The organism is Qipengyuania proteolytica (assembly GCF_019711565.1).
GTDB classification, from domain to species: Bacteria; Pseudomonadota; Alphaproteobacteria; order Sphingomonadales; family Sphingomonadaceae; genus Qipengyuania; species Qipengyuania proteolytica.
Genome location: NZ_JAIGNN010000001.1, coordinates 924,512 through 948,477, shown reverse-complemented (window position 1 = coordinate 948,477; position 23,966 = coordinate 924,512). Strand labels below are relative to the sequence as shown.

Below are 23,966 nucleotides of genomic sequence, written 5' to 3'. Positions count from 1 at the left end.
CAACCGATTATCAATAGCGCAGCTTAGCGCGCCGGGTATCGCAGGCGGCCGAGGAATCGCGTCACACTGAAGCTTTCGCGGTCCGGGTTGAGCCACTTGGCCTTCACCTTCTCGAACTGCATCACCCCGTCGATCCGGCGCTCGAGGAAGGCGCGGGTCTCCTGCTTGTCCTCGCTCTCGTCCTCGACGAACACCGCCAGTGTCGCGCCGTAGATCGAGGCAAGGATCGCGCGCTTGGTGTAGTGGTTGTAATCGGTCGCGGTATCGCCCGCGAGCCGCCACATGACGTCGGCGCTGTTCCAGCCGGTCTTGAGCGAGGTCGGCACGTTCTGCGGCATGGCCATGATCGCCAGCGCGCGGCGTAGCGATTCCTCCAGCCCCAAGACCGCGTCGAGCCGGTATTGCACGAGACTGCGGATCCGCTCGCGGATTTTCATCCCGGCCAGCTTCTCCGCTGGCAAGTCGAGCATCATCTGGCGGTCGATCGTCTCGATCCAGGCGCGGATCATGCCCATCGCGCCGTGATCCTTGAAGGCGAGGCGGGCGACATCGCGGTCGGCGCCGAGCTGGTCCGCTGCCATGTCGAGCGCGGCGTCAGTCCAGCCATCGAAGACCGCCGCATCGGCGATGCCCGGTGCGAGAGCGAGACGGAGTTCGTCGAGCGTGAGGTCGGCGACGTCCATGTTCAGTTCGGCCCGTATACGGGCGCGTCCTTGCCCTTGTCGGCGATGGCTTCGTCGAGTGCGGCGAGCACTTGTGAGCGCGCGCCATGTAGCTGGGCATAGTCGCGCGCCGTGCGCCCCGAATTGTCGGTTCGCCCGGGGTCGGCGCCCTTGTCGATGAGCAAGCGGATCATCTCGACATCGCGGCGATGCACCGCCGAGATGAGCGGCGTTTCGCCCGCCAGATTGGTGACGTCGGTCGATGCCCCGCCCTTGAGCAATGCTTCGACGCCTTCGACGAAACCGAGCTGGACCGCGATCTCGAGCGGGGTCATGCCGTCCTTGGTCTCCAGATTGGGGTTCGCCCCCTTGCCGAGCAGAAACCGGATCCACACCGCATCGCGGCGCTGCGTCACGATGTGCAGGCCGGTCTCGCCACTGGTCAGGTCGCGCGCATTGACCAGCACGTTGCCGGGCGCGCTGAGCATCTCGGTCGCCTTGGTTCCGTCGCGATCCTTGACCGCTTCGAGAAACTCGTAGCCTTCGCGCTTCTTCTGCGCTTGGGCGGGCGCGGCCACCATGGCCAGCGCCGCCGCGCCGAGGATCGCCTGGACAATCCGCATCATCACCTGTTGCATCCCTGTTTTTCCGCAAGTCCGTGTGGGGTGTTCCCTTGAATAGCCGCGGTTAGCAGACCATGAACCGGGATGCCATGGTTAGCCTGAAACGCCCCGCCCTCGCCCTCGCCGCTGTTGCATATGCGCTGCTGGCGGCGTGCAACGACATGCTACCCACTCCGGCCGACCCGCCACCGCTGCAGGGTGCGGCGATCGGCGGCGACTTCACATTGACGGCAGAGGACGGCCAGCCGGTCAGTTTCTCCGATTTCGACGGTAAATATCGCACGATCTACTTCGGGTACGCCTTTTGCCCCGATGCATGCCCGACCGACAACCAGCGTGCCATGGCCGGCCTGAAGCTCTTCGAAAGAGAATTCCCTCAACGGGGAGCGATGGTGCAGCCTCTCTTTGTCAGCATCGATCCAGCACGGGATACCCCGGAGGTCCTGCGAGAATTCACCGACAACTTTCATCCACGATTGATCGGCATGACCGGGCCTGACGAGGTTTTGAAAGGCGTGGTGAAGGACTATGCCGGTACATACAGTCAGGTCCCGACATCCAATGCTGACGGCTATCTGATGGACCACCCGCTCATCACTTACCTCATGGGCCCTGACGGCAAACCGATTGCTTTTCTACCTACCGACCAGGGACCCGAAGCGGTCGCCGCGGAACTGGAAAAATGGGTGCACTGAGGGACCGCTTCTGGGAGCTGCCACTGGCGAAGCTCTCGACCGAGGAGTGGGAGGCGCTGTGCGACGGTTGCGGACGCTGCTGCCTGCACAAGGTCGAGTATGAGGACACCGGCGAGATCGAGCACACCAATGTCGCGTGCCAGCTGCTCGATACGCAGACGGCGCGGTGTTCCGACTACAAGCATCGCAAGGCCTTCGTGCCCGACTGCCTGCGGCTTACACTGAAGATCGTCGACAGTGTCCACTGGCTTCCCCCGACGTGCGCCTACCGCCTGCGCGCCGACGGCGATCCGCTGCCGAGCTGGCATTACCTGATCAGCGGCGACCGCGAGAGCGTGGTCGCGGCCGGCATTTCGGTGGCAGGACGGGTCATCCGCGAGAGCGAGGCCGGCCCGCTGGAGCACCACATCGTCGATTGGGGCGACGATGACGATGACGACGATTATGCCGACGAGGATTTCGCCGCATGATCGACTGGATGCGCCGCGAGAACCTGGAACCGGAGCTGGAGATCGCGGGGCGCACGCTGCCGATCGAACTCAGTCGCAACCGGCGCGCCAAGCGCCTGACCCTGCGGCTCGCGCCCGATGGCAGCGCGGTGCGCATCACCCTGCCGCAATGGTGTCGCAGTGCAGAGGCGATCGCTTTCGCCCATGCCCGCGCGGAGTGGTTGACGCAGCAATTGGCCAAGGTCCCCCAGGCGCGCGATCCGGCACAGGAGGGCGTGCTCTTCTATCGGGGCGAGGAAGTGCGGATCGCCTGGCGGGAAGATGCGCCGCGCAAGCCGAAGCTGGCGAAAGGCGAACTCGGCATCGGCGGCCCGCGCGACACGCTCAACCGGCGGCTGCAACGCTGGCTCGAAGCGGAGGCCCTCGCGCTGTTCGCCGCCGACGCCCGCGACTATTGCGTGCGGGGCGGGCTCGCGCCGACCGCGGCTCGGCTGACGCGGGCGAGGCGCCGCTGGGGCAGTTGCTCTTCGGAGGGCGTGCTGCGGCTCAACTGGCGGCTGGTGCAGGCACCCGATCTCGTCCGCCGCTCGGTCGTGGCGCACGAGGTCGCGCACCTCGTCCATTTCGACCATTCGCCGGCCTTCCACGCACTGCTCGATCGCCTGTTCGAAGGCGATATCGAGGAAGCGAACAGCTGGCTCGGCAAGCATGGCCGCTCGCTCTACGCCGCCTTCGGTTGAACCAATCCAGTCGCGTACTGGCGCGGTTCAGCAAACATGCCTATCTAAGCCCCATGCGCATGAAGAGCAGATTTCACGTCAAGTCGGGTGTGACCGACCTGTGGGACTATCTCCGCGAGCCGCGGCCGTTTCGCTGGACGCTGCTACTCGTCTCGGTGATGATACCCGTTGCCGGCGTGCTGGCGCTGACGCAGGAATCTTATCTGCGCCCGCCCGACCCGCCCAAGGTGGTGTTCATCAGCACCTTTGCCGAAGGCCGGACCGACGCCGAAATTCGCCAGAGCAACCTCGAAAACCAGCGCCGCAAGGACGAGCGCGAGGCCGAACTGGAGGCGCTGCGCAAGCAGAAGGTCGAAGCCTACAAGACGCTGGGCCGGGCGACGGGGCTCGATGTCGACGAGATGGCCCGCAAGGCCGCGATCGAGAACGCGCGCGAAGCTGCCGCCGAGGAGGCACGCCGCAAGGAACTCTACCAGGCAGGCCAGACGGTTGCCGACGACGCCGAGTGACGCACGCTGGCTGGCTGCGGCGGCGCGCCTTGCGGCGCGCGGTCGCCCGCTGAGCAGGCCCAATCCCGCCGTCGGCTGCCTGATCGTCAGACAGGGCATCGTCGTCGGGCGCGGCTGGACCGGCGATGGCGGCCGTCCCCATGCCGAGGCGGTGGCGCTCGATCAGGCCGGAACTGCGGCCGAAGGTGCCACGGCCTATGTCACGCTCGAACCCTGCGCGCATCTCTCAAAGCGCGGCCCGGCCTGCAGCGACCTGCTTGCCCAGGCGAGACTCGCGCGCGTCGTGATCGGCGTGGAGGACCCGGACCCGCGCACCGCGGGCGAAGGGCTGGTTCGCCTGCGCAAGGCCGGCATCGAAGCCGATCTGCTCCCTTCGCCCGAGGCGCTAGAAAGCCTAGCAGGCTATCTCACCCGCGCCCGCCACAACCGCCCTCACATCACGCTCAAGCTTGCCACATCGCTCGACGGTTGCATCGCGATGGCGGACGGGACCAGCCAGTGGATCACCGGCAAGGCGGCGCGGGCGCATGTCCATTCGCGCCGCGCGATGGCCGATGCGATCCTGGTCGGCGGCGGCACCTGGCGCGCCGACAAGCCGCGCCTCGACGTGCGCCTGCCAGGCCTCGAGAGCCGAAGCCCGCAGCGCGTGCTGTTGACCCGCGGCGTGCCGCCGGACGGGGTGAAGGTGATCAACGCCCCTGCCCAGATCGACCGCCTCGGCGAGGCGCAATATCTCTATGTCGAAGGCGGCGCGCAGGTCGCCGCCAGCTTCCTTGCCGACGACCTCGTCGATCGCATCGAACTCTATCGCGCGCCCATCGTCATCGGCAAAGGCCGCCCCGCACTCGGCGACATCGGGCTTGCCAGACTCGCCGAAGCGCATGGCCGCTGGGCATTCGCCGAACGCCGCCAGCTTGGCAGCGACACCTACGAAGCCTACAGCCGCACGCGCTGACAGGGAGTAATCACGCATATGTTTACCGGCATCGTAACCGCCATCGGCACCATCGCCAGCGTCGAGCAACGGGGCGATCTGCGCGTGACCGTGGCGTGCCCCTTCGATCCGGCGGGCATCGATATCGGCGCCTCGATCGCCTGTTCCGGCGTATGCCTCACCGTCGTATCGCTCGGCGGAGTGGCGGGCGACGCACGCGTCACTTTCGACGTTTCGGGCGAGACCGTCAGCCGCACGAAGCCGCGCATGTGGAGCGAGGGAGAACGGCTCAACCTCGAACCCGCGCTGAAGCTGGGCGACGAGCTGGGAGGCCACTTGGTCACCGGTCATGTCGATTCGGTCGGGCAGGTTGTTCTGGCCAGGGACGAAGGCGGCTCGCGCAAGCTCGCCTTCCGCATCGGCCGCGACCTTGCGCCCTTCGTCGCGCCCAAGGGTTCGATCACCATCGACGGGGTTTCGCTGACCGTGAACGACGTGCGCGACCGGGCCGACGGCACCTGCGACTTCGCGGTCAACATCATCCCTCATACGGGCGAGGTTACGACGCTCGGCCAGCTTGCCGAGGGTGACATGGTCAATCTCGAGATCGACGTGCTCGCGCGCTATCTCAAGCGCATGCAGAGCCTGCAGGGGTAATCGTACCCCCGCAGGCCCGCAGCGTCCGCGCGGCGGCCTAGCTGTCGAACACCCGGCAGGCGCGCTTCCACGGCGTTCCGACCAGCGTCGCCGGGCCGACGAAGTGGCCCCCGGTTGCAAGCAGCGGCGCGGGCGGTTCGCTGCCGAGCTGGTTCATCTCGCCCTTCAGGCGTTCGTACATTTCCTCGGCCGTGTCGAGGTAGCTCTTCCAGTCGGATTCGGGGATGCCGATCTTGACCAGCTGGTCCTGGTAGGTGCTGAGGAAGGTGTTCAGCGAGATCTTGCGGATGTCGACGCTCGACTTGTAGGCCGCGGTCGCCAGCGCGGATTCGATCTTGGCGGTGATCCCCTCGGCCTCGATCTGGCGGCACCAGATGCGGATGTCGAAGCGCACGATGCTGAAGCCCTGGACCACGACGAAGTAGCTGCGCATCTCCTGCTGGACGCCCGATCCGGCGCCGATGATAGCGGTGATCCCGGTGGTCACGATGCTGGCGATCCCGTCGAGGATGCTGTCGGCGGTCCCGGCGATGAACTTCTTGATCGCCGTGGTCACCTCCTCCGCGATCTTGCCGGCATCGTCGCGGATATAGGCGCGGTATTCGGTATGGGTGGCGAGGATCTCGGTGACCGGGATGGTGCGGTTCTCGATCGTCCCCGCGGTACGCAGCTCGCTCTCGATCTGCTGGGTGAACTGGCTCACCTTCTGCTCGCACAGCTCCGACAGCAGCGACAGCGCGAGGGTGATCTGGGTCTTCTTGTCCGGTGCCGGATCCAGCGCTTCGATCGCATTCTTGAGGACAGCCATGATTATTCTCCCGTGAGAAGACGATGCGCCTGGCGCGCTATCGACTGTTGATCGCCCCCGCAGAAAACCTGCCGGACGGCTGTGCAGCGATCAATTGAGGGGGAATGCCTAGGCTGGCTGCAAGGGGCCGACCGTCAGTGTCCGGCGCGTGCCGCAAACCCTTCGCGGGTGATCTCGTAGACGAGATGCACCACCCGCTTGCCCTGATACTTGCCGAGTTCGTAGCGGTCGGTCCGCTCTGCCCCGATCGCCTCGAGCGCATTGCGTGAGCGGTAATTGGTGTCGCCGACGCGGAACTCGACCCGCGCGACCTGCGCGAACGCATGGGCCAGCATGGCGCGTTTCATTTCTGGGTTGATGCCCTTCCCCCAGCAGGCCCGGTCGAGATAGGTCCAGCCGATTTCGACCACGCCGCCTTCTTCGGGGTCGAGCCTGTCATAACGGGTCGAGCCGAAGATCCGCGTGTCACTCTTGCGCACGACCGCCAGCGCGCCGCCGCTCGCCAGTCCCTCGTCGAAGAAGGCGTCGAAGACCTCGCGCCGCCAGCGGTCGTGGATCGGGTGCTGTTCCCAGATCATCGGATCGGAGGCGATGGCGAAGAGCGCCTCGCGGTCGCCCTCTGCAAGGGGGCGCAGGACCAGCCGCTCGGTCTCGAGGGTCGGCTGGCGGTCCACCGGGGATCAGCCTCTGGTCACATCCGCCAGCGCGGCGATGAACTTCTCGGTATTGCCAGCATGGAGACCGGCCACGTTGATGCGACCCGACCCGGCCATGTAGATGCCGTGGTCCTCGCGCAACTTCGCGATCTGGTCCTTGTCGAGCGGCAGCATGGCGAAGAGGCCGTTCTGCTCGCCCAGGGCCGCAAGGTTGAGGCCCGGCGCTTCATTGTCCGCCGCCGCCAGGCGCGCGCGCACACGGCGCATGCGTTCGCGCATCTCGTCGAGTTCCTCGTGCCACTCCTTCGTCAGCGCATCGTCGCGCAGGACGTTGCGCACCGCCGCGCCGCCATGGTCGGGCGGCATGGACCAGTTGGCCCGAGCGAGCGCATTGGCATTGGAGACGATCGCCGGCAGCTGGTCGCCGGTTTTCGCCATCATGTAGAAGGCCCCCACGCGGTCGCGATAGAGGCCGAAGTTCTTGTCGCAGCTGTAGGCGATGAGCGCCTCGGGCACGGCGGCCAGCACGGTGCGGACGCCTGCGATATCCTCTTCCAGCCCGTGCCCGAGCCCATGATAGGCGACGTCGAGAATCGGCAGCACGCCGGTTTCGGCAAAGGCTTCGGCGGTCGCTGCCCATTCGTCGGCGGTGTAGTCGACGCCGGTCGGGTTGTGGCAACATCCGTGGAGCAGCACCGCATCGGTCGGCGCGGCGCCGCGGATCGCGCCGAGGACCGCGTCGAGATCTGCGCTGCCGTCGGGTTTTGCATGGGCGAAGGGCACGAATTCCACACCGACATCGGCGAGGATCTGGGCATGGTTCGGCCAGCTGGGCGTGCCCATGTGGATGCGCGTAACGCCCGCCGCCTTGCCCAGCGCGACCGCGAGGCGGACCGCGCCGGTGCCGCCCGGGGTCTGCATGCCTTCGATGCGGCCGCCCATCGTCGCGTCTGCGCCGAAGATATAGGGCATCAGCGCGGTGGTGAAGCCGGTGTCGCCTTCCGGGCCGAGGTAGGACTTGCTGTCCTGCTCGTCGATCAGCTTCTGCTCCGCCTTCTTGATCGCACGGAAGACAGGGGTCGCGCCCTCGTTCGTGCGATAGACACCGACGCCGAGGTCGATCTTGTCCTCGCGCGGGTCCTGCGCATGCATCTTGATCAGCGCGAGCAGCGCGTCGGGGGCCTGGGCTTTCAGTCGGTCGAGCATGCGCGCCTATTCGCCAAATATGCGTGGGGCCGCAACAGGAAATCCCGTTGCGGCCCCGGAGCTCTTCGGTTTTGTTCTATCGCGACCCGAAGGGCTCCTTGTCCGGTCGTGTTCCGGTCAGAAGGGCAGCCAGCGCTGCTTCTTCGAAAACTTCATATAGCCCGCATTGATCCCGAGCCGCAGCCCGGCGCCAACGCGGATCGGAATCAGCACCACATCGCCTTTCCTGAGGTAGCTCGCGGTCAGCCCGCCCACCAGATAGGCCTGGCCCTCGCCCGCCGGATAGCGCTCGTAGAGTTCCTCGCTGTCCCACAGATTGTAGACAAGAACGAAGGTGCTGCCGGCATTGGCGCCGGCATCGAAGCCGATCGACGGGCCGGTCCAGTAGACCGGGCGCTCGCCCTCCACCTTGTGATACAGCGTGCCCGAGCCGTAGCGGGCACCGACGATGAAGGCACCGCCAGCCTCGCGCCCCACGATGTAGGCGTTGGGTTCGCCCTGCTCCTTGAGCAGCTTCTGGATCATCTCGGCGACGCCCTTCGCGCCCTTGCCGAACACGCCCTCGGCGGCGCCGATCAGGTCGTCTTCGCGATAGGTGGTCGAGGCGTCTTCGGTCGCCGCGTCCTTGACGGCCGCTTCCGCCGCAGCCTCCGCCCCCTGTTCGGACCAGCCGTCCTGTTCGGGATAGCTGTCCGCCGGAGCGGCCGCATCGGGTTCCTGCGTATAGGTCACGCTGTCCGGCTGTTCGTCGGCATAGACCGGCTGGTCGCCCGGCTGTTCGGCCAAGTCGCCGTCGATCGCCGTGTCGGGATCGATCGTCTCGACCTGCGCGGCCAGCGGCGCGGAAGCGAGACCCAAGGCGGCCAGCGCGAGGCCGAAGCGGGACAGGTGTGCGGCAAAATTCGTCATGGTTCCCTCCCTGCCCGCGCGCGGGGGCGAGGCAGCTGCATCGTCAGAAGAATCCCCTTTCACACACCCCGCAATGAAACGGCGATGAACCGAATCGAAAATGCGTCCAGCCGAGTCCGACATGCGGCGCAATCAGCCCTTGAAGGGTGCGATACCCGTGGCTATAGGCCGCCCCTCGCACGGCGAAGCTCTGGCCGGCGACATGCGGAGACGTGGGTGAGTGGCTGAAACCAGCTCCCTGCTAAGGAGCCATACCTCTATCGGGGTATCGAGGGTTCGAATCCCTCCGTCTCCGCCACCTCCTGTGCGTCAGAACCTGTAGCCCAGCTCGACGCCGACCAGTCGCTGCGCGCCGGGCGAGATGAACGAACCGCCGAACTCGATCGCCGGAATGACCTCGTTGAGATATTCCTCGTCGAGCACGTTGTTGGCGAAGACGGCGGCGCTGAAGTCTCCGAATTCGAGGCCCGCACGCACGTTCAGCACGCCGAAGGTATCGCGCTGCGCCACGTCGTAGCGCGCATTGCCGACGAAGGCCGGCAGACCGAGCGCCGAGATCGGCAGCAGGCCGCTGAACAGCGTCGGGCGCTCCTGGTCCTGGACCGAGTGGAACCAGGTCGGCCCTGTCAGGCGGTAATCCGCGCGCAGGATGAGGTCGATCGTATCGGTCAGCGGCGTATCGATCTCGGTCCCGATATTGAGCGTCCAGTCGGCCGTGTAGGGCGACTTGTTGCCCACCGTGTCGGGGCGGGAGCTGTTCGCCTCGATCTCGCTGTCGGTCACGTTGAGCGCGCTGTAGAGCATCCAGCCGTCGACGATCTCCGCGCCGATATTGGCTTCGAAGCCCTTCACCTTGACCTTGTCGATGTTCGAAACCACGCGCAGCAGGCCGAAGGGCCCGACGAAGAATTCGAAGAACTGCATGTCGTCGATCTCGGTGTAATAGCCCGCGAGATCGAAGGTCAGGCGTCCGCCTGCCGTGCTGCCTTTCAGACCGACCTCGAAGGCGCTCGACGTTTCCTTGCGGTACTGGTCCTCGATGGTGACGTTCGAGCCGATGAACTGGTTGAAGTTCTGATCGATAATGGCCGCCGAGCCCTGGTTGTTGAAGCCGCCCGATTTGAAGCCGATGCCCCAGTTGGCATAGAGGTTGAGGTTCGGCATCGGCCGGTAGCTGAGGCTGACCTTGGGCTGGAGTTGCTTGAAGGTCGCATCCTTGGGGCTCAGCGTCCCGAACGCCTGACCGGGGTTGATCGGGCCGCCGGTGAAGGGGTCTGTCGCGGTCGGCACCAGCGAGGCCGTCGAACGATCCTCGATATCGTAGCGCAGTGCCAGCCCGATATCGAATTCCGGCGTGACCGCGTAGTCGATCGACCCGAAAGCCGCATAGACATCGGTCTTGAAACTGTCGTTGAGCAGCAGCGAGGTGGGGTTGGAACTGTTCGGCCCGTTGTAGAGCGTCGGCAGCACGCCCGCACCGGTATCGGCGCCCAGGCTCACCCCGGTCTCGCGGTCGATGTTGAGATAGTAGACCCCGAGCTGCCAGTTGAGCGGGCCGCCGCTGTCCGACGCCAGGCGGATTTCGGCGCTGATGTCGCGCTGGTCGCGGGTTTGCAGCTGTGTACCGTCGCAAGTCGAGGGGCTGTAGGCGCCAAAGGTCGAGCCGTTGGCCGGGGCGAAAATGAACGGGACGGGGATCTGCCCGATGAACCCCGGTTGGTTGACCGGGAAGCCCGTGAGGGAAGCGGTCGAGGCGAAGCAGGAATTGACAGCTGTTGCGCCCGCGGGATCGGCCGCGGCGATGTAGCGGGCAAAGTCCGCCGAGGTGCCGTCGGCCATCAGGCTTTGCGCGATATCGGAATAGAGCGCCCAGGCGGTCAGGACGAGGTCGCCGCCGAAGCGGTGTTCGACCTTCGCGGAAATATCGAAACTGTCCTGCTCGTTGGTCGGGCGGATATTACTATAATAATTGAATTCGTGGCGATTGACGTCCTCGTAGAAAGCCGGGTTGACTGCCGCGAAATTGGGCAGGTGGAACGAGGCGTTGAAGTTGATCGAGGCGCCGCGCAGCTGTGAGTAGCGCGCCTTGACGTCGAGTTCTGTGTTTTCTCCGAGATCAGCGACCAGACGCCCGTCGACCGTCCACACTTCCTGGTCGTCGACGACCTTCGCATCGAGGAAGGTGTTGCGGTAGAACCCGTCGGTGGTGCGGTAATATCCGGACAGGACGAAACCGAGGTTCTCGGCGATCGGGCCCGCCACATGGGCGGTCGCTTCGAAGGTGTTCTCGTTCGCATAGGAGGCCTGGACCGCCCCTTCGAAGACGTCGCCGGGCTTGAGCGTCTGCAGGACGATCGCGCCCGCCGCCGCATTGCGCCCGTAGAGCGCGCCCTGCGGGCCCTTGAGGATTTCGACCTGCTGGAGCGTTCCCTGCGGCTGGTTGAGCTGCGCGGTGTTGGTCTTCAGGATCCCGTCGACCACGAGCGCGACCGAGCTTTCCGCATCGCGCGCACCATTGATGCCGCGGATGTTGATCTGCGTGTCGCCCGCTTCGGCAGTGCCGGTCACAATCGTGACGCCGGGCGTGAGCTGCGCGAAATCGTCGGCGCTGTCGGCGCCGGTCTTCTGCAAGGCGTCGGCCGTGAGGACGGAGACCGAGGCAGGCACATCCTGCAGGCGCTCGCTCTGCCGGCGCGCCGTGACGATGATGACCTCGCCTTCGGTCACTTCCGTGTCCGCGTCGCCCTGTTCCTGTGCAGCAACGGCAGTGGCGGTGAACGGACTGGCGGCAATGCTGGCAAGCAGAAGCGTCTTGAACCCACGCATAAGGAAATCTCCCCGTTTGTCGGTCCCGCGAAATTTCGGGACGGCAAATGTGACTTGCGACGCAACATCCTTATTGTATACAATTCGAGTCGGTCAAGCGGTCAGGAGAGAACCATGTCGCGCGCATCGGATCGCGCCTACAGCACGATACGCGAGATGATCATGTCGGGCGAACTCGCGCCCGGCGATCCGCTCGGCGAGGAAGCACTGGCGGAGCGCTGCGGCGTCTCGCGCACGCCGGTGCGCGATGCTTTGCGGCGGCTCGAGGCGGACATGCTGGTGAGCCGCACCGATACCCAGCGCAGCTTTGTCGCCGACTGGTCGCTCGACGATATCGCCGACGTGTTCGAACTGCGCGCGATGCTCGAGGGTCATGCCGCCCAGCGTGCCGCCGAGCGGATGGACGATGGCACGCTGAAAGCGCTCAGACGCTGCAATTCCGCCCTGCGCGATGCCGTCCAGGCCAGCCCGCCCGACGTCGACCGCTTTCTGGAACGGAACAAGGAATTCCATGCCCTGATCATCGAGGCCGCCGGTTCGCGCAAGCTCGTCTCGCTGCTCGCCTCGGTGATCGAGCAGCCGGTAGTCTGGCGCACCGCTCATCACTATGGAGCGGAAGAGCTCCGCCGATCCTGCGGCGAGCACGACGAACTGCTCGCGGCCTTCGCACGCAGGGACGGTGCTTGGGCAAATGCCATCATGTCGGGCCATATCCGCCGCGCATTCCACGCCTATGCCGACGCCCATCGCGGGCTCACCGCCATCGACAACCGGGCACGGAGGCGCACGGCATGAGCGGTAAAATGTATACAGCATCGATCGAAATGGTCGAAGTGAGCCCGCGCGACGGGCTGCAGAACGAGCGTACAATTGTGTCAACCGCGCACAAGCTGGGGCTGATCGAGCGCGCCATCGAGTCCGGCGTGCGCAGGATCGAGGTCACGAGTTTCGTCAATCCGCGGGCGGTCCCGCAAATGGCCGATGCGGAAGAGGTATGTGCAGGCCTGCCGCAGCGCGGCGATGTCACCTTCATCGGCCTGGTGATGAACGCGCGCGGGGCGGATCGGGCCATCGCTACCGGCAGGATCGACCAGCTCGGTGCCGTGGCGGTTGCCACCGACACCTTCGCCATGGCCAATCAGGGGCAGACCAGCGACGGATCGGTCGAGGCCGCGCAAGACATCATCCGCCGCGCCAAGGACGCAGGGCTGACAGCGCAGGCCACCATCGGCGCCAGCTTCGGTTGCCCTTTCGAGGGCGAAGTCGCGGAAGACCGCGTGGTCGCCATGGCCGAGGCGATCGCGGAGGCCGGACCGATCGAGATCGCGCTCGCCGATACCATCGGTGTCGGCAATCCCGTGCATGTCGAGAGGCTCGTGACCCGGGTTCGCGAAACGATTGCCCCCCTGCCCGTGCGGGTTCACTTCCACAACACGCGCGGAACCGGCCTTGCGAATGTCTGGGCGGCGATCGGCGCGGGAGCATCCATTGTCGACGCCTCGATCGGCGGCCTCGGCGGCTGCCCCTTTGCCCCCGGGGCCGCCGGCAATGTCGCAACCGAAGACGTCGCCTACATGCTCGAGCGGGCCGGCATTTCGACCGGCCTCGACCTCGACAGCCTGATCGCAACGAACCGCTGGCTCGCCGGCGTCATGGACAAGCAACTGCCCGCAATGGTGGGCAAGGCGGGCGGCTTCCCGCGCCCCGAGACAGAACGAAAAGAGGAACTGGCCTGATGCGTTACCGGCTTGGCGTCGATGTCGGCGGCACTTTCACCGATCTATTGCTGTTCGACAACGAGACGGGCCGCTTCTGGCGCGACAAGACGCCCTCTACCCCGCATGACAGTTCTGAGGGGATCCTCAACGGCGTTACCGCGATCACGCAGGCTGCCGGTGTCGATCCGGGCGAGATCGAGTTCTTCCTCCACGGCACGACCGTCGCGACCAATGCCGTGCTCGAAGGCAAGGGTGCCCGGGTCGGGCTGGTCACCACCGAAGGCTATCGCGACATCATGCAGATCGCGCGCAGCTTCGTGCCGGGCGGTCTTGCCGCATGGATCGTCTGGCCCAAGCCGCAACCGCTCGCCGCGCTCGAGGACACGGTCACGGTCAAGGGGCGAATGGACGCCGACGGCAAGGAAGTCCGCCCGCTCGACGAGGACGAAATCCGCCGCAAGCTGACCCAGCTGCGCGACTCAGGTGTCGAAGCCATCACCGTCAGCCTGATCAACGCCTATGTCGACGGCCGGCACGAGCAGCGCATCGGCGCAATCGCCGCCGAGGTCATGCCGGACGTGCCCGTCTCGCTCAGCCACGAAGTCCTGCCCGAGATGCAGGAATACGAGCGCACGCTATCGACCGTGGCCAATGCCTCGGTCCGCCCGGTGGTCGGCAAGTATGTCTCCAACCTGCGCACCAAGCTCGAGGATGCCGGCGTCACCGGCAAGCTCTCGCTGCTACGCTCGGACGGCGGCCTGATGAGCAGCCAGAAGGCCGAGGAGCATCCGGTCAACATCCTGATGTCCGGCCCGGCCGGCGGCGTGACGGGAGCCCTCTGGGTCGCGAAGAATGCGGGGTTCAAGAACATCCTCACGCTCGACGTGGGCGGCACCTCGACCGACGTGGCGCTGATCGAGAACCTCGAGCCGCGACGGGTCCGCACGACCGAGGTCGGCCACCTGTCGGTCCGCGCATCCTCGCTCGACGTGAAGACGGTGGGCGCGGGCGGCGGCTCGATCGCCTATGTTCCCGAACTGACCGGCGCCTTGCGCGTCGGACCCGAAAGCGCGGGCGCCGTGCCCGGCCCGGTCGCCTATGGCAAGGGCGGCGACAAGCCGACGGTGACAGATGCCAATGTCGTCCTCGGTTACCTGCCCGAAGACCTGCTGGGCGGATCGTTCAAGCTCGATCGCGAGGGCGCGAAGAAATCGGTCCAGACCATAGCCGACGCGCTCGATATCCCGCTGATGGAGGCCGCGCGCGGGATCATCGACATCGTCAACGAGAACATGTTCGGCGCACTGCGGATGATCTCGGTCCAGCAGGGCTACGATCCACGCCACTTCGCGCTGATGGGCTTCGGCGGCGCGGGTCCGCTGCACGTCAACGCGGTCGCCAAGCTGATGGGCAGCTGGCCCGCGATCAGCCCCGTCTCGCCCGGCGTTCTCTGCGCACTCGGCGATGCCACCACCCGCATGCGCACCGAGACCGCGCGCAGCTTCAACCGCCTCGCCACCGAGACCAGGGTCGAGGAACTCGTCGCAGTGCTCGACGAGATGGCAGCCCAGACGCGCACCGAGCTGACCAATGACGGCATTCCCGAAAGCCAGGTGGCGAGCGAGTTCGAGGTCGACGTACGCTATGCCGGGCAGGCCTTCGAAGTGCCGCTCACCATCGACCAGGCGACCCTGCGCGAGAAGGGCATCGAGGGCATCCTCGCCCGCTTCGACGAGGAGCATCGCCGTCTTTTCACCTTCAACATGGATACGCCGCACGAGATCGTGAACCTGCGCGCCGTGGCATTGGGCGAGGCCCCGCGACTGCCCGCGGCCGAGCTGGAGAAGGGCGACGGAGACCCCTCCGCCGCGAAAATCCGCGACCACACGCTGTGGATGGACGGCAAGGAACTGCCCGCCGCCATCTATGACCGCGCGCGCCTGAAACAGGGCGACACCATCCCCGGACCCGCCATCATCACCGAGATGGATTCGACGACGCTGGTGGAAACCGGCTGCGTTGCCACCGTTGATGCCGTCGGCAATATCCTGATCAATCCCGCCTGAGGACGACGCCATGCCCGCCCAGATCATCCAGGAAAACACCACCCCCTTCGGCAAGGTCGCGATCGACCCGGTCACGCTCGACATCATCGAGAACGCGCTGCGCAACGCGCGCATCGAGATGGATGCGACGCTGGTGCGCACCGCCATGTCGCCCGGCATCCGCGAACAGGGCGATGCCTTCCCGCTGATCGCCGATCCGGACGGCAAGATGATCGTCGGCCAGTTCGGCAGTTTCATCGACGGCTTTCTGAAGGGCTTCGACGGGACGATCGAGGACGGGGACATGATCTTCCTGTCCGATCCCTATTCCTGCGAAGGCGCGATCAGCCATTCGAACGACTGGCTGGTGCTGCTGCCGGTCTACAAGGACGGTCGCCTGCTCGCCTGGACCGCCATGTTCGGCCACCAGAGCGATATCGGCGGCAAGGTCGTCGGCTCCATGCCGATCGATGCCAAGTCGATCTTCGAGGAAGGCGTGCGCATCCCGCCGGTCAAGATTTGGCGCAAGGGCGAATACAACGAAGACCTGATGAAGCTGGTGATGCACCAGACGCGCAAGCCCGACTGGTGCCAGGCGGACCTCAACGCGCTGATCGCCAGTTGCCGCGTCGCCGCCAATCGCGTGGTCGAGATGGCGAACCGCTTCGGCGACGATGTCTATGTCTCGGCGACGAAGGAACTGCTGGCGCGCAACCACCGCGCGATGAAGGCGCTGATCGGCATGGCGGTGGCCGAGGAGCCGGTGAGCTTCGAGGATTACATCTGCGACGACGGGCTCGGCTACGGCCCCTACAAGATCAAGTGCACCATGTGGCGCGACGGCGACAAGGTCATCCTGGACTTCGACGGCACCGATCCGCAGTCCGCCGCCTCGATCAACTTCTATCTCAACGAGAACATGTTCAAGATGTTCTTCGGCATCTACATGATCATGGTCTTCGACCCGCAGATCCTGTTCAACGACGGGTTCTACGACCTGATCGAGGTGCGCATTCCCGAAGGTTCGCTCCTCAAGCCCAAGTTCCCGGCAGCCCTGTCGGGTCGCACCCACGCCCTCGGGCGTATCTTCGATATCCTCGGCGGACTATTGGGGCAGAAGACCCCGGAGTTCCTCAATGCCGCGGGTTTCAGCTCCTCCCCGCACCTGTTCTATTCGGGGTGGGACAACCGCGAGGGACGCGAGGGCGATTGGTTCCAGCTGTTCCAGATCGGCTTCGGCGGGATCCCCGGCCGCCCCTTGGGCGACGGGCCGGACGGGCACTCGCTCTGGCCCGGCTTCACCAACGTGCCCAACGAATTCCTCGAACGCTATTTCCCGATGCGGATCGAGCGGTACGAGACCGAGCCCGACAGTGGCGGGGCGGGCCTCCACCGCGGCGGCAACGGCATCCACATGACGTACCGCTTCCTCGCCGACGGGCAGATCGGCATCCACGACGACCGCTGGTTCGTCCCGCCCTGGGGGGTCAACAACGGCCTGCCGGGCAAGCGGGCGAGGAAGGTGCTCGAACGCGCGGATGGCACGACCGAGATCGTCGGCAACAAGACCGACGACATCGCCGTGCGCGCGGGCGACCAGCTGCACTACATCACCTGGGGTGGCGGCGGCTGGGGCGATCCGCTCGACCGCGATCCAGCGACGGTCGGGCTCGAGATCCGGCAGGGGCTCGTGACGTCCGAAGGCGCGCGTGACTATGGCGTGGTGGCCGACGCCAGCGGCACGGTCGACGGGGCCGCGACGGCCTCGCTGCGTGACGAGATGCGCAGCGCGCGCACGGAAGACAAGCTGTTCGACTACGGTCCCTCGATCGAGGAACTGCGCGCCAATTGCGAGGCCGAGACCGGGCTAAAACCGCCGATCCAGCCCGAGTGGGGTCACGTGCAGATGGCGGAGGCGGCGGAGTGACTTCGGTGTCGCCCGGTGCCCTCGCCGGCCTGCGGGTGGTCGAACTCGGCCAGCTGCTCGCCGGGCCCTTCTGCGGCCAGCTGCTCGGCGACATGGGCGCTGAAGTCATCAAGGTCGAGCCGCCCGGCGCGGGCGATCCCATGCGCGTATGGGGCCAAGGCGAAGAAAAGGTGCAGTGGGAAGTGATCGCGCGCAACAAGCGCTCGGTGACCTGCAATTTGCGCGTTCCCGAAGGGCAGGCGCTGGCGCGCAGGCTCATCCTGACAGCGGACGTGCTGGTCGAGAACTTCAAGCCCGGCACACTCGAGAAATGGGGCCTCGGGCCCGACGAGTTGCTGAAGGAAAAGCCCTCGCTGATCATCGCGCGCATGTCGGGATACGGGCAGGACGGCCCCTATTCGGACCGCGCCGGCTTCGGCGGCATCGGCGAGGCGATGGGCGGTTGGCGCTACGTCGTAGGCGAGCCCGACCGGCCGCCGGCGCGCATGGGCATTTCCATCGGCGATACGCTGTGCGCGACCTACGGCACGATGGGCGTGCTCGCCGCACTCCACCACCGCGAACGGACCGGCGAAGGGCAGGTGATCGACACGGCGCTCTACGAGGCGGTGCTGCAGGTGATGGAGGGGCTGGTCCCCGAATACGACTTCAACGGCTTCATTCGCGAACGCTCTGGCTCCATCCTGCCGGGTATCGCGCCGTCGAACGTCTATAGCTGCAAGGACGGCCCCTTCATGATCGGCGCAAACAAGGACGCGATCTTCGCCCGCCTAGCCATCGCGATGGGGCAACCGGACCTCGCCGAAGATCCGCGCTATGCCACCCACCTCGCCCGGGGCGAGAACCAGCTCGAACTCGACGAACGCGTCAACGCCTGGACTTCGACCCTGACCATCGACGAGGTCGACGCGCTGATGATCGAGCATTCGATCCCGGCGGGCCGCGTCTATACGGCGAAGGACATGCTGGCCGATCCGCATTTCCAGGCGCGCGAGGCGATCATCGAGGTCGATACCGAGACACGCGGCCCGATCAAAATGCAGAACGCCTTCCCGAAATTCTCGAAGACGCCCTCGTCGGTCAGGCGGCCCGCGCCGTCCGAACCCGGTCAGGACAATGCCGCGGTCTATGGCGATCTGCTCGGCATCGGTGCGCGGGAGCTGGAAGCGATGCAGGCGCAGGGCGTGATCTGATGGCCGGCGAAGACCTCGGCACCAACTACGCTGCGACCTACGACGGGCACCTGACGCCGGGCAGCCGCCCCGCCCTGCTGCTGGTCGACATGGTGCGCGCCTATACCGCCGAAGGATCGCCCTTCTATTGCGCCACCGCCAGTGCGGCGGTCGAGGTCGCCGCGCAGCTTGCCGCCACGGCGCGCTCGGCCGGCCTCCCGGTGATCTTCACCACTGTCGAATACGAGCCTGGCGGCGCGAATGGCGGGCTATTCTACCGCAAGGTCCCCGCCCTCAAGGCTTTCGACGCGGGATCCCCGCTGGGCGAATTCCCTGCCGGCCTCCAGCCGCAGGGCGACGATCTGGTTGTCACCAAGCAGTACCCCTCGGCCTTCTTCGGGACCGCTCTCGCCGAGCGGCTCCGCGAATGGGACGTCGACACACTTGTGATCGGCGGCTTCTCGACCTCGGGCTGCGTCCGCGCGAGCACGCTCGACGCACTGCAGTACGGCTTTGCGCCCTTCGTCGTGCGCGAGGCCTGCGCCGACCGGCACGAGACACCGCACGAGGCGAACCTGTTCGACCTCCAGGCAAAGTATGCCGAAGTCATCTCGCAGGACATCGCTGCACAAATCCTGCGCGGCACGGCGCAAAAGTAACGCCGGCAGCGGAGCTCTAGGATACCCCGCTGCCGGCGCAGCTCATGTCACTTTTGTCACTCGGCGATCAGACCATCGCGTCGCGCTTGATCGTGATCACCTGCGGGTAGGTGAATTCCTTGAGGCCATCGACGCCGTATTCCGCGCCGAAGCCCGACTGCTTGTGCCCGCCGAAGGGCGCGAAGGGCGAAAGGTGGAGGAATTCGTTGATCCACACCGTCCCGGTCTCGAGCTGCTCGGCGATCTCGAGGCCCTTCTCGGTGTCCTTGGTCCAGACCGCACCGGCGAGGCCGTATTCCGAATTGTTCGCGCGCTCGATCACTTCGTCGACCGTGTCGAACTTCATCAGCGGCATGACCGGGCCGAACTGCTCTTCGGCGACGATCCGCGCGTCTTCGGGCGGATTGTCGAGGATGGTGATCGGCACGTAATAACCGGTCCCCGAAGGATCGACATTGCCGCCGGTCAGGAACTGGTAGCCCTGGTCCTTGGCGTCCTGGATCAGCTCGCACACGCGGTCGAACTGCTTCTTGTTCTGGATCGGACCGACGCCGGTGCCCTGCTGCGATCCATCGCCCACGACGACGCTCTTCGCGTAGTCCGCGATCGCCTTCGACAGGTCATCGTAGATGTCCTTGTGGATGTAGACGCGCTTGGCGGCGACGCAGATCTGGCCGGCGTTGGAGAAGCTCGACCAGAACAGCTGTTCGGCCACCTTCTCGACATCGGCATCGGGCAGGACGATCGAGGCGTCGTTGCCGCCGAGTTCCAGCGTGATGCGCTTGAGGTCGCCCGCGGCGCCTTCCATGATCTTCTTGCCAGTCGCGGTCGAGCCGGTGAAGGTGATCTTGTCGATGTCGGGGTGTTCGGTGATCAGTGGGCCGAGGCTGTCCTCGCCGGTGATGATGTTGACCGTCCCGGCCGGAACCACGTCCTTGATCAGTTCCGCGATCCGCAGCGTCGTGAGCGGCGTGAAGGGCGAGGGTTTCAGCACGATAGTGCAACCCGCGACCAGCGCGGGCACGATCTTCTGGATCGCCATCATCACCGGGAAGTTCCACGGCACGATGCCGCCGACCACTCCCACCGGCACGCGGCGGGTGCGGCTGAGGCGCTGCTCGTCATCCTGGTTGATTACGTCGTCGAGCGTCAGCGTCGACTGGGCCGCGGCAAGGCCCGCCGCGCCGTAGATTTCCTGCTGCGCCTGCGCATGCGGCTTGCCCTGCTCGCTCGTCAGCAGGCGGAACAGTTCGTCGGCATTGTCCTTGATCGCGGCGGCGATGCCCTGGACGACCTTCTGGCGTTCTTCGGGCGAGGTCTTCTTCCACTCCTTGAACGCGCGGCGCGCGGCGGCGACAGCGCGGTCGAGCTCGTCCTTGCCGCAGGCGGGCACGCGGGCGATGACCTGCTCGTTCGCCGGGTTCACCACGTCGAGCCATTGGCCATTGTCGACCATCTCGCCGTCGATCAGGTTCTTGTAGTCGGTCATGGGTTCTCTCCTCGGGAGTCTTGGGGATCAGGGGGGACTCGTCTCTCTTGCCGATACACTGTCGGGATTCGTTGCTCGTTGCAACGGGTCTTGCGATGCGGCGGCAAATTGGTGAGAGAGGCAGGGAGAGGAGAGCGCGTGCAGACCTTCGCCACCGAAGCGATCGAATGGCCCGATACGGCCGTGCAATTGCGCGAACAGGTCCGCGCGCTGGTCGCCGAACACGGCGAGGGCGACCCGGTGCGCCGCGCGAACTGCTGGACCAAGGCCGACCCCGCATTCAGCCGGAAGCTGGGCGAGGCTGGCCTCCTCGGCATGACGTGGCCCAAGGACTACGGCGGGCACGAGCGCGACCAGCTCGAACGCTACGTGGTGATCGAGGAACTACTTGCGGCAGGCGCCCCGGTGGGCGCGCACTGGATCGCCGACCGGCAGAGCGGCCCGTTGCTGCTTCGACTGGGAAACGAGGAATTGAAGCGCCGCTGGGTCCCCGCGATTGCACGCGGCGAGGCCTTCGCCTGCATCGGCCTGTCCGAACCGGGTTCGGGTTCTGACCTCGCCTCGGTGCGCACATCGGCACGGCGCGATGCGGACGAGTGGGTCATCAACGGCCAGAAAGTCTGGACCACGGGAGCGCATGTCAGCCATTTCATGATCGCGCTTATCCGCAGCGAGGCAGGGAGCGAGCGGCAGGCGGGCCTCTCGCAATTCGTCATCCCGATGGATGCGCCGGGCGTGTCGGTGAAGCCGATCATCGACCTGACCGGTGCGCACGAGTTCAACGAGGTCTTCTTCGAGGACGTGCGCCTCCCCGCCTCGGCCCTGCTGGGCGAGGAAGGCCAGGGCTGGCGGCAGGCGACGGCCGAGCTTTCGCTCGAACGCTCGGGGCCGGAGCGGTACCTCTCGTCGATGGTGCTGTTCCTCAAACTGGTGCGGCATGCCGAAGCGCATCCCGATCCGGCGGTGCGCGACCTCGTCGGGCGGCTGGCGGCAGAGGCGTGGACGCTGCGCCTGATGAGCGCCTCGGTCGCCGCCAAGCTGGCGCGCGGTGAGGACCCGGCGCTGGAGGCGACCATCGTCAAGGACCTCGGCAATTCCTACGAACAGGCGATCCCCGAACTGGTGCAGGCTGCGGTGGAGATGGACCTCGCGGGCGAGGAGGCGCTCGCCCGGGTCACGGCGTATCTGTTGCAGGTATCGCCCAGCTTCTCGTTGCGCGGGGGGACGCGCGAAATCCTCAAGGGCATCATCGCGCGGGGGCTCGGGCTTCGATGACGGGGACTGGGATGAACGATACCCGCCGCATGCTGGCCGAGATGGCCGATCCGCTGTTCGCCGAACTCGGCCCGGGCGCGACTATGGAGCGCGACTGGCCACGGATCGAGGAACTGGGCCTGCCGCAGCTACTGGTGAGCGAAGCGGACGGCGGTTTCGGCGGTAGCTGGGAGGACGCGCTCGTCGTGTTCCGCCTTGCAGGCTTCCATGCCCTCGCCCTGCCCTTGCCGGAGGCCATTATCGCCAGCCGGGCCGAGGAAGGCAGCGACACGCATTTCCTGCTTGGCGCCTTTGCCCGTTCGGCACAGATCGCCGGCGCGCTCGATGCGGCGCTCGGCATCGCGGTGGCCTACGTCAACGAGCGCCAGCAATTCGGCCGCCCGCTCGGCAAGTTCCAGGCGGTGCAGCAGAGCCTCGCGAGTTTCGCCTGCGAAGCGGCAGCCGCCAATTGCGCGGCGATGGGCGCGGCGCAGGCGCTCGACCGCGGCGAGGCGCGGTTCGAAGTCGCCGCCGCCAAGCTGCGCGCCAATCGCGCGGTCGGGATCGGCACGAACGTGGCGCACCAGGTCCACGGCGCCATCGGTTTCACGCGCGAATACGGCCTGCACGAACTCACCCGCCGCCTGTGGCAGTGGCGCAGCGACTTCGGCGGCGATGCGCATTGGAGCAAGGTGCTGGGTGAAGCGGTGATCGCGCGCGGCGCGGACGCCTTCTGGCCGGACCTGACCGCACGCACCGATCCGGAGCAGCGCGACTAAGGCGACAAAGGCGACTCGGTGTCGCCTTTGCTCGTCCGGAATATTCGATTGATTTATCATGTGTTTTTCGACCAGATCGGGCCGAAGGCGACACATTGCCCGTTTTCGGGGGGTGGCTTGGGAACTTGGTCACGAGAAAGAGCGGCGTCCGTCCTAGCGCGTCTCCCGCCCTGTAGGAAAGTCATGCCAGCGCGAGCACGCCGGTGAGGATGTTGCGCACCAGGTCGACCTGCCCCCGCGCGCCGGTCTTGGCGTAGATCTTTTTCGAATAGTAGCGCGCTGTTTCGACGGTCAGCCCGTGCTGCTCGGCCGCCTCGGCGATGGACAGCCCTTGCGACAGCGACCACGCCAGTCGCGCTTCCGCCGGGGTCAGGTCGAACAGGTCGGCCAGTTGTTCGTGCCGGTCCGCGCTGGAGGAACGGTCGCCGCGGAGGTAGACCATCGCCACCGCCCGGCTGTCTCCCGCCAGCGATTCGACATGGACGGGCGAGACCAGCACCTCGATCCAGGGGTCGCGGCTGAGGTTGAGCGCGCGGGGACGCAGCCGCCGGTCGGTCGCGCATTCGCGGACGAGCGCGGTCAGCTGGCGGTCGATGGCGGGGGAAGACGGCGTCAGGCGGTTGTACGGCCCGCGCCGCAGCGCGCCGGAGCGGGCGAGGAATCGCTCGGCCTGCGGGTCGCACTCCACGATCCGGCATCGCTCGTCGAGCGCGATCCAGCCGAAATTCATGCGGCTCAGCGCATCGGCACTCAGCGAAGCGCGGGCTTTCTCGCGCTCGAGGCTGGCGAGGACGCGCAACGCGACGCGCAGATAGGGTGCGAGCGCGGTGAGCAGGCTCGAATGCTCCGCGTCGAGGTCCACGCCGACCAGCGCGATCCATGCCTCGACGCCGCTCTCCTCGCTGAGGCGCAGGGCACGTATGTCTGTCCCCTGCCCCAGTGCCAGCTCGTCACCCGAATAGACCCGGCCTTCGCGCATGTCGGCATGCAGCAGTTCTTGCGCGCGCTCCGTTTCGCCATCGGACAGGAGCAGCGGGTCGCGCGATCCCGGCAGGCGCACCTTCAGCACCGCCGCCGACACGCCCGCCACGCGCCTGAGCCGCCGCAAGAACGTCCCCCACATCGGTTGTTCGAACACGCCGTCCTGCAGCGGCACGAGCAGCTCGACCTCGCCGATATTGGGAATACGCATGCGGGCCCTGTAATACCTCCCATTTGGGAGGTCCAACGGATTCCTCAATCGCTACCT

The 23,966-nt window shown here is 66.1% G+C and carries 23 protein-coding genes and 1 tRNA gene; 15 read left to right on the top strand and 9 right to left on the bottom strand.

Annotation, left to right across the window (positions count from 1 at the left end; genetic code table 11):
• Positions 1–23: 23 nt before the first annotated feature.
• The gene (locus tag K3172_RS04640; RefSeq protein ID WP_221587419.1) at positions 24–683 is read right to left on the bottom strand and encodes a COQ9 family protein; all 660 of its coding nucleotides are present in this window, start codon (positions 681–683) and stop codon (positions 24–26) included.
• Between the two features lie 2 nt (positions 684–685).
• The gene (locus tag K3172_RS04635) at positions 686–1,288 is read right to left on the bottom strand and encodes an ankyrin repeat domain-containing protein (protein ID WP_221587416.1); all 603 of its coding nucleotides are present in this window, start codon (positions 1,286–1,288) and stop codon (positions 686–688) included.
• Between the two features lie 71 nt (positions 1,289–1,359).
• On the opposite strand from K3172_RS04635, the gene K3172_RS04630 reads away from it, so the two are divergent.
• Genes K3172_RS04630 through K3172_RS04605 form a run of 6 tightly spaced genes read left to right on the top strand, consistent with a single transcriptional unit; the run spans position 1,360 to position 5,269 of the window.
• Positions 1,360–1,980 (top strand): SCO family protein, encoded by a 621-nt coding sequence (locus tag K3172_RS04630; protein WP_221587414.1) that lies wholly within the window; start codon positions 1,360–1,362, stop codon positions 1,978–1,980.
• Positions 1,968–2,450 carry a YcgN family cysteine cluster protein gene (locus tag K3172_RS04625; protein ID WP_221587412.1) on the top strand — a complete coding sequence of 161 codons (483 nt, stop codon included), beginning with the start codon at positions 1,968–1,970 and terminating at the stop codon, positions 2,448–2,450. Before K3172_RS04630 ends, K3172_RS04625 begins: the two co-directional genes overlap by 13 nt.
• Positions 2,447–3,169 carry a M48 family metallopeptidase gene (locus tag K3172_RS04620; RefSeq protein ID WP_221587410.1) on the top strand — a complete coding sequence of 241 codons (723 nt, stop codon included), beginning with the start codon at positions 2,447–2,449 and terminating at the stop codon, positions 3,167–3,169. Before K3172_RS04625 ends, K3172_RS04620 begins: the two co-directional genes overlap by 4 nt.
• Before the next feature lie 59 nt (positions 3,170–3,228).
• On the top strand, positions 3,229–3,678 hold the full coding sequence (locus tag K3172_RS04615; protein WP_221587408.1) for a hypothetical protein: 450 nt from the start codon (positions 3,229–3,231) through the stop codon (positions 3,676–3,678).
• On the top strand, positions 3,659–4,633 hold the full coding sequence (gene ribD / locus K3172_RS04610) for a bifunctional diaminohydroxyphosphoribosylaminopyrimidine deaminase/5-amino-6-(5-phosphoribosylamino)uracil reductase RibD (RefSeq protein ID WP_247717922.1): 975 nt from the start codon (positions 3,659–3,661) through the stop codon (positions 4,631–4,633). The genes K3172_RS04615 and ribD overlap by 20 nt, the downstream gene beginning before the upstream one ends.
• Before the next feature lie 18 nt (positions 4,634–4,651).
• Complete coding sequence (locus K3172_RS04605) at positions 4,652–5,269, top strand: riboflavin synthase (RefSeq protein ID WP_221587404.1); 618 nt, start codon at positions 4,652–4,654, stop codon at positions 5,267–5,269.
• 37 nt (positions 5,270–5,306) lie between these two features.
• Here the strand turns inward: K3172_RS04605 and K3172_RS04600 are convergent, their stop codons facing one another.
• The 4 genes from K3172_RS04600 to K3172_RS04585 form a co-directional block, all read right to left on the bottom strand.
• Entirely contained in the window at positions 5,307–6,077 is a 771-nt protein-coding gene (locus K3172_RS04600) for a hypothetical protein (RefSeq protein ID WP_221587402.1), read from the bottom strand.
• A 134-nt stretch (positions 6,078–6,211) separates the two neighbouring features.
• The gene (locus K3172_RS04595) at positions 6,212–6,751 is read right to left on the bottom strand and encodes a GNAT family N-acetyltransferase (protein ID WP_221587400.1); all 540 of its coding nucleotides are present in this window, start codon (positions 6,749–6,751) and stop codon (positions 6,212–6,214) included.
• A 6-nt stretch (positions 6,752–6,757) separates the two neighbouring features.
• Complete coding sequence (locus K3172_RS04590) at positions 6,758–7,939, bottom strand: amino acid aminotransferase (RefSeq protein ID WP_221587397.1); 1,182 nt, start codon at positions 7,937–7,939, stop codon at positions 6,758–6,760.
• Between the two features lie 117 nt (positions 7,940–8,056).
• Positions 8,057–8,848 carry a DUF1134 domain-containing protein gene (locus K3172_RS04585; protein WP_221587395.1) on the bottom strand — a complete coding sequence of 264 codons (792 nt, stop codon included), beginning with the start codon at positions 8,846–8,848 and terminating at the stop codon, positions 8,057–8,059.
• A 206-nt stretch (positions 8,849–9,054) separates the two neighbouring features.
• On the opposite strand from K3172_RS04585, the gene K3172_RS04580 reads away from it, so the two are divergent.
• Positions 9,055–9,146 (top strand) — tRNA-Ser (locus K3172_RS04580).
• Between the two features lie 11 nt (positions 9,147–9,157).
• On the opposite strand, the gene K3172_RS04575 is transcribed toward K3172_RS04580, so the two are convergent.
• Entirely contained in the window at positions 9,158–11,674 is a 2,517-nt protein-coding gene (locus K3172_RS04575) for a TonB-dependent receptor (protein ID WP_221587393.1), read from the bottom strand.
• Positions 11,675–11,788: 114 nt separating this feature from the next.
• On the opposite strand from K3172_RS04575, the gene K3172_RS04570 reads away from it, so the two are divergent.
• From K3172_RS04570 to K3172_RS04545, 6 genes are read left to right on the top strand one after another with little or no spacing between them, the layout of a single operon-like run.
• The gene (locus tag K3172_RS04570) at positions 11,789–12,469 is read left to right on the top strand and encodes a GntR family transcriptional regulator (RefSeq protein ID WP_221587391.1); all 681 of its coding nucleotides are present in this window, start codon (positions 11,789–11,791) and stop codon (positions 12,467–12,469) included.
• Positions 12,466–13,410 carry a hydroxymethylglutaryl-CoA lyase gene (locus K3172_RS04565; protein ID WP_247717921.1) on the top strand — a complete coding sequence of 315 codons (945 nt, stop codon included), beginning with the start codon at positions 12,466–12,468 and terminating at the stop codon, positions 13,408–13,410. Before K3172_RS04570 ends, K3172_RS04565 begins: the two co-directional genes overlap by 4 nt.
• On the top strand, positions 13,410–15,458 hold the full coding sequence (locus tag K3172_RS04560) for a hydantoinase/oxoprolinase family protein (RefSeq protein WP_221587389.1): 2,049 nt from the start codon (positions 13,410–13,412) through the stop codon (positions 15,456–15,458). Before K3172_RS04565 ends, K3172_RS04560 begins: the two co-directional genes overlap by 1 nt.
• 10 nt (positions 15,459–15,468) lie before the next feature.
• Positions 15,469–17,364 (top strand): hydantoinase B/oxoprolinase family protein, encoded by a 1,896-nt coding sequence (locus K3172_RS04555; RefSeq protein WP_221587387.1) that lies wholly within the window; start codon positions 15,469–15,471, stop codon positions 17,362–17,364.
• The gene (locus K3172_RS04550) at positions 17,361–18,557 is read left to right on the top strand and encodes a CaiB/BaiF CoA transferase family protein (RefSeq protein WP_221587385.1); all 1,197 of its coding nucleotides are present in this window, start codon (positions 17,361–17,363) and stop codon (positions 18,555–18,557) included. Before K3172_RS04555 ends, K3172_RS04550 begins: the two co-directional genes overlap by 4 nt.
• A complete protein-coding gene (locus tag K3172_RS04545) occupies positions 18,557–19,195 on the top strand; it encodes an isochorismatase family protein (RefSeq protein WP_221587383.1) in 639 nt (212 codons plus the stop codon). Before K3172_RS04550 ends, K3172_RS04545 begins: the two co-directional genes overlap by 1 nt.
• A 67-nt stretch (positions 19,196–19,262) precedes the next feature.
• On the opposite strand, the gene K3172_RS04540 is transcribed toward K3172_RS04545, so the two are convergent.
• Entirely contained in the window at positions 19,263–20,684 is a 1,422-nt protein-coding gene (locus K3172_RS04540; protein WP_221587381.1) for an aldehyde dehydrogenase family protein, read from the bottom strand.
• A 138-nt stretch (positions 20,685–20,822) separates the two neighbouring features.
• On the opposite strand from K3172_RS04540, the gene K3172_RS04535 reads away from it, so the two are divergent.
• Both K3172_RS04535 and K3172_RS04530 read left to right on the top strand, forming a co-directional pair.
• Entirely contained in the window at positions 20,823–21,959 is a 1,137-nt protein-coding gene (locus tag K3172_RS04535) for an acyl-CoA dehydrogenase family protein (RefSeq protein WP_345725590.1), read from the top strand.
• An 11-nt stretch (positions 21,960–21,970) separates the two neighbouring features.
• Positions 21,971–22,717 carry an acyl-CoA dehydrogenase family protein gene (locus tag K3172_RS04530; RefSeq protein WP_221587376.1) on the top strand — a complete coding sequence of 249 codons (747 nt, stop codon included), beginning with the start codon at positions 21,971–21,973 and terminating at the stop codon, positions 22,715–22,717.
• A 181-nt stretch (positions 22,718–22,898) separates the two neighbouring features.
• Here the strand turns inward: K3172_RS04530 and K3172_RS04525 are convergent, their stop codons facing one another.
• A complete protein-coding gene (locus K3172_RS04525) occupies positions 22,899–23,909 on the bottom strand; it encodes a helix-turn-helix transcriptional regulator (protein WP_221587374.1) in 1,011 nt (336 codons plus the stop codon).
• Between the last annotated feature and the right edge of the window lie 57 nt (positions 23,910–23,966).

Bases quoted from the DNA above. Each gene is read 5' to 3' on its own strand.
- K3172_RS04640 (WP_221587419.1), bottom strand. From the start codon at position 683: ATGGACGTCGCCGACCTCACGCTCGACGAACTCCGTCTCGCTCTCGCA.
- K3172_RS04635 (WP_221587416.1), bottom strand. From the start codon at position 1,288: ATGATGCGGATTGTCCAGGCGATCCTCGGCGCGGCGGCGCTGGCCATG.
- K3172_RS04630 (WP_221587414.1), top strand. From the start codon at position 1,360: ATGAACCGGGATGCCATGGTTAGCCTGAAACGCCCCGCCCTCGCCCTC.
- K3172_RS04625 (WP_221587412.1), top strand. From the start codon at position 1,968: ATGGGTGCACTGAGGGACCGCTTCTGGGAGCTGCCACTGGCGAAGCTC.
- K3172_RS04620 (WP_221587410.1), top strand. From the start codon at position 2,447: ATGATCGACTGGATGCGCCGCGAGAACCTGGAACCGGAGCTGGAGATC.
- K3172_RS04615 (WP_221587408.1), top strand. From the start codon at position 3,229: ATGAAGAGCAGATTTCACGTCAAGTCGGGTGTGACCGACCTGTGGGAC.
- K3172_RS04605 (WP_221587404.1), top strand. From the start codon at position 4,652: ATGTTTACCGGCATCGTAACCGCCATCGGCACCATCGCCAGCGTCGAG.
- K3172_RS04600 (WP_221587402.1), bottom strand. From the start codon at position 6,077: ATGGCTGTCCTCAAGAATGCGATCGAAGCGCTGGATCCGGCACCGGAC.
- K3172_RS04590 (WP_221587397.1), bottom strand. From the start codon at position 7,939: ATGCTCGACCGACTGAAAGCCCAGGCCCCCGACGCGCTGCTCGCGCTG.
- K3172_RS04585 (WP_221587395.1), bottom strand. From the start codon at position 8,848: ATGACGAATTTTGCCGCACACCTGTCCCGCTTCGGCCTCGCGCTGGCC.
- K3172_RS04575 (WP_221587393.1), bottom strand. From the start codon at position 11,674: ATGCGTGGGTTCAAGACGCTTCTGCTTGCCAGCATTGCCGCCAGTCCG.
- K3172_RS04570 (WP_221587391.1), top strand. From the start codon at position 11,789: ATGTCGCGCGCATCGGATCGCGCCTACAGCACGATACGCGAGATGATC.
- K3172_RS04565 (WP_247717921.1), top strand. From the start codon at position 12,466: ATGAGCGGTAAAATGTATACAGCATCGATCGAAATGGTCGAAGTGAGC.
- K3172_RS04560 (WP_221587389.1), top strand. From the start codon at position 13,410: ATGCGTTACCGGCTTGGCGTCGATGTCGGCGGCACTTTCACCGATCTA.
- K3172_RS04555 (WP_221587387.1), top strand. From the start codon at position 15,469: ATGCCCGCCCAGATCATCCAGGAAAACACCACCCCCTTCGGCAAGGTC.
- K3172_RS04545 (WP_221587383.1), top strand. From the start codon at position 18,557: ATGGCCGGCGAAGACCTCGGCACCAACTACGCTGCGACCTACGACGGG.
- K3172_RS04540 (WP_221587381.1), bottom strand. From the start codon at position 20,684: ATGACCGACTACAAGAACCTGATCGACGGCGAGATGGTCGACAATGGC.
- K3172_RS04530 (WP_221587376.1), top strand. From the start codon at position 21,971: ATGAACGATACCCGCCGCATGCTGGCCGAGATGGCCGATCCGCTGTTC.
- K3172_RS04525 (WP_221587374.1), bottom strand. From the start codon at position 23,909: ATGCGTATTCCCAATATCGGCGAGGTCGAGCTGCTCGTGCCGCTGCAG.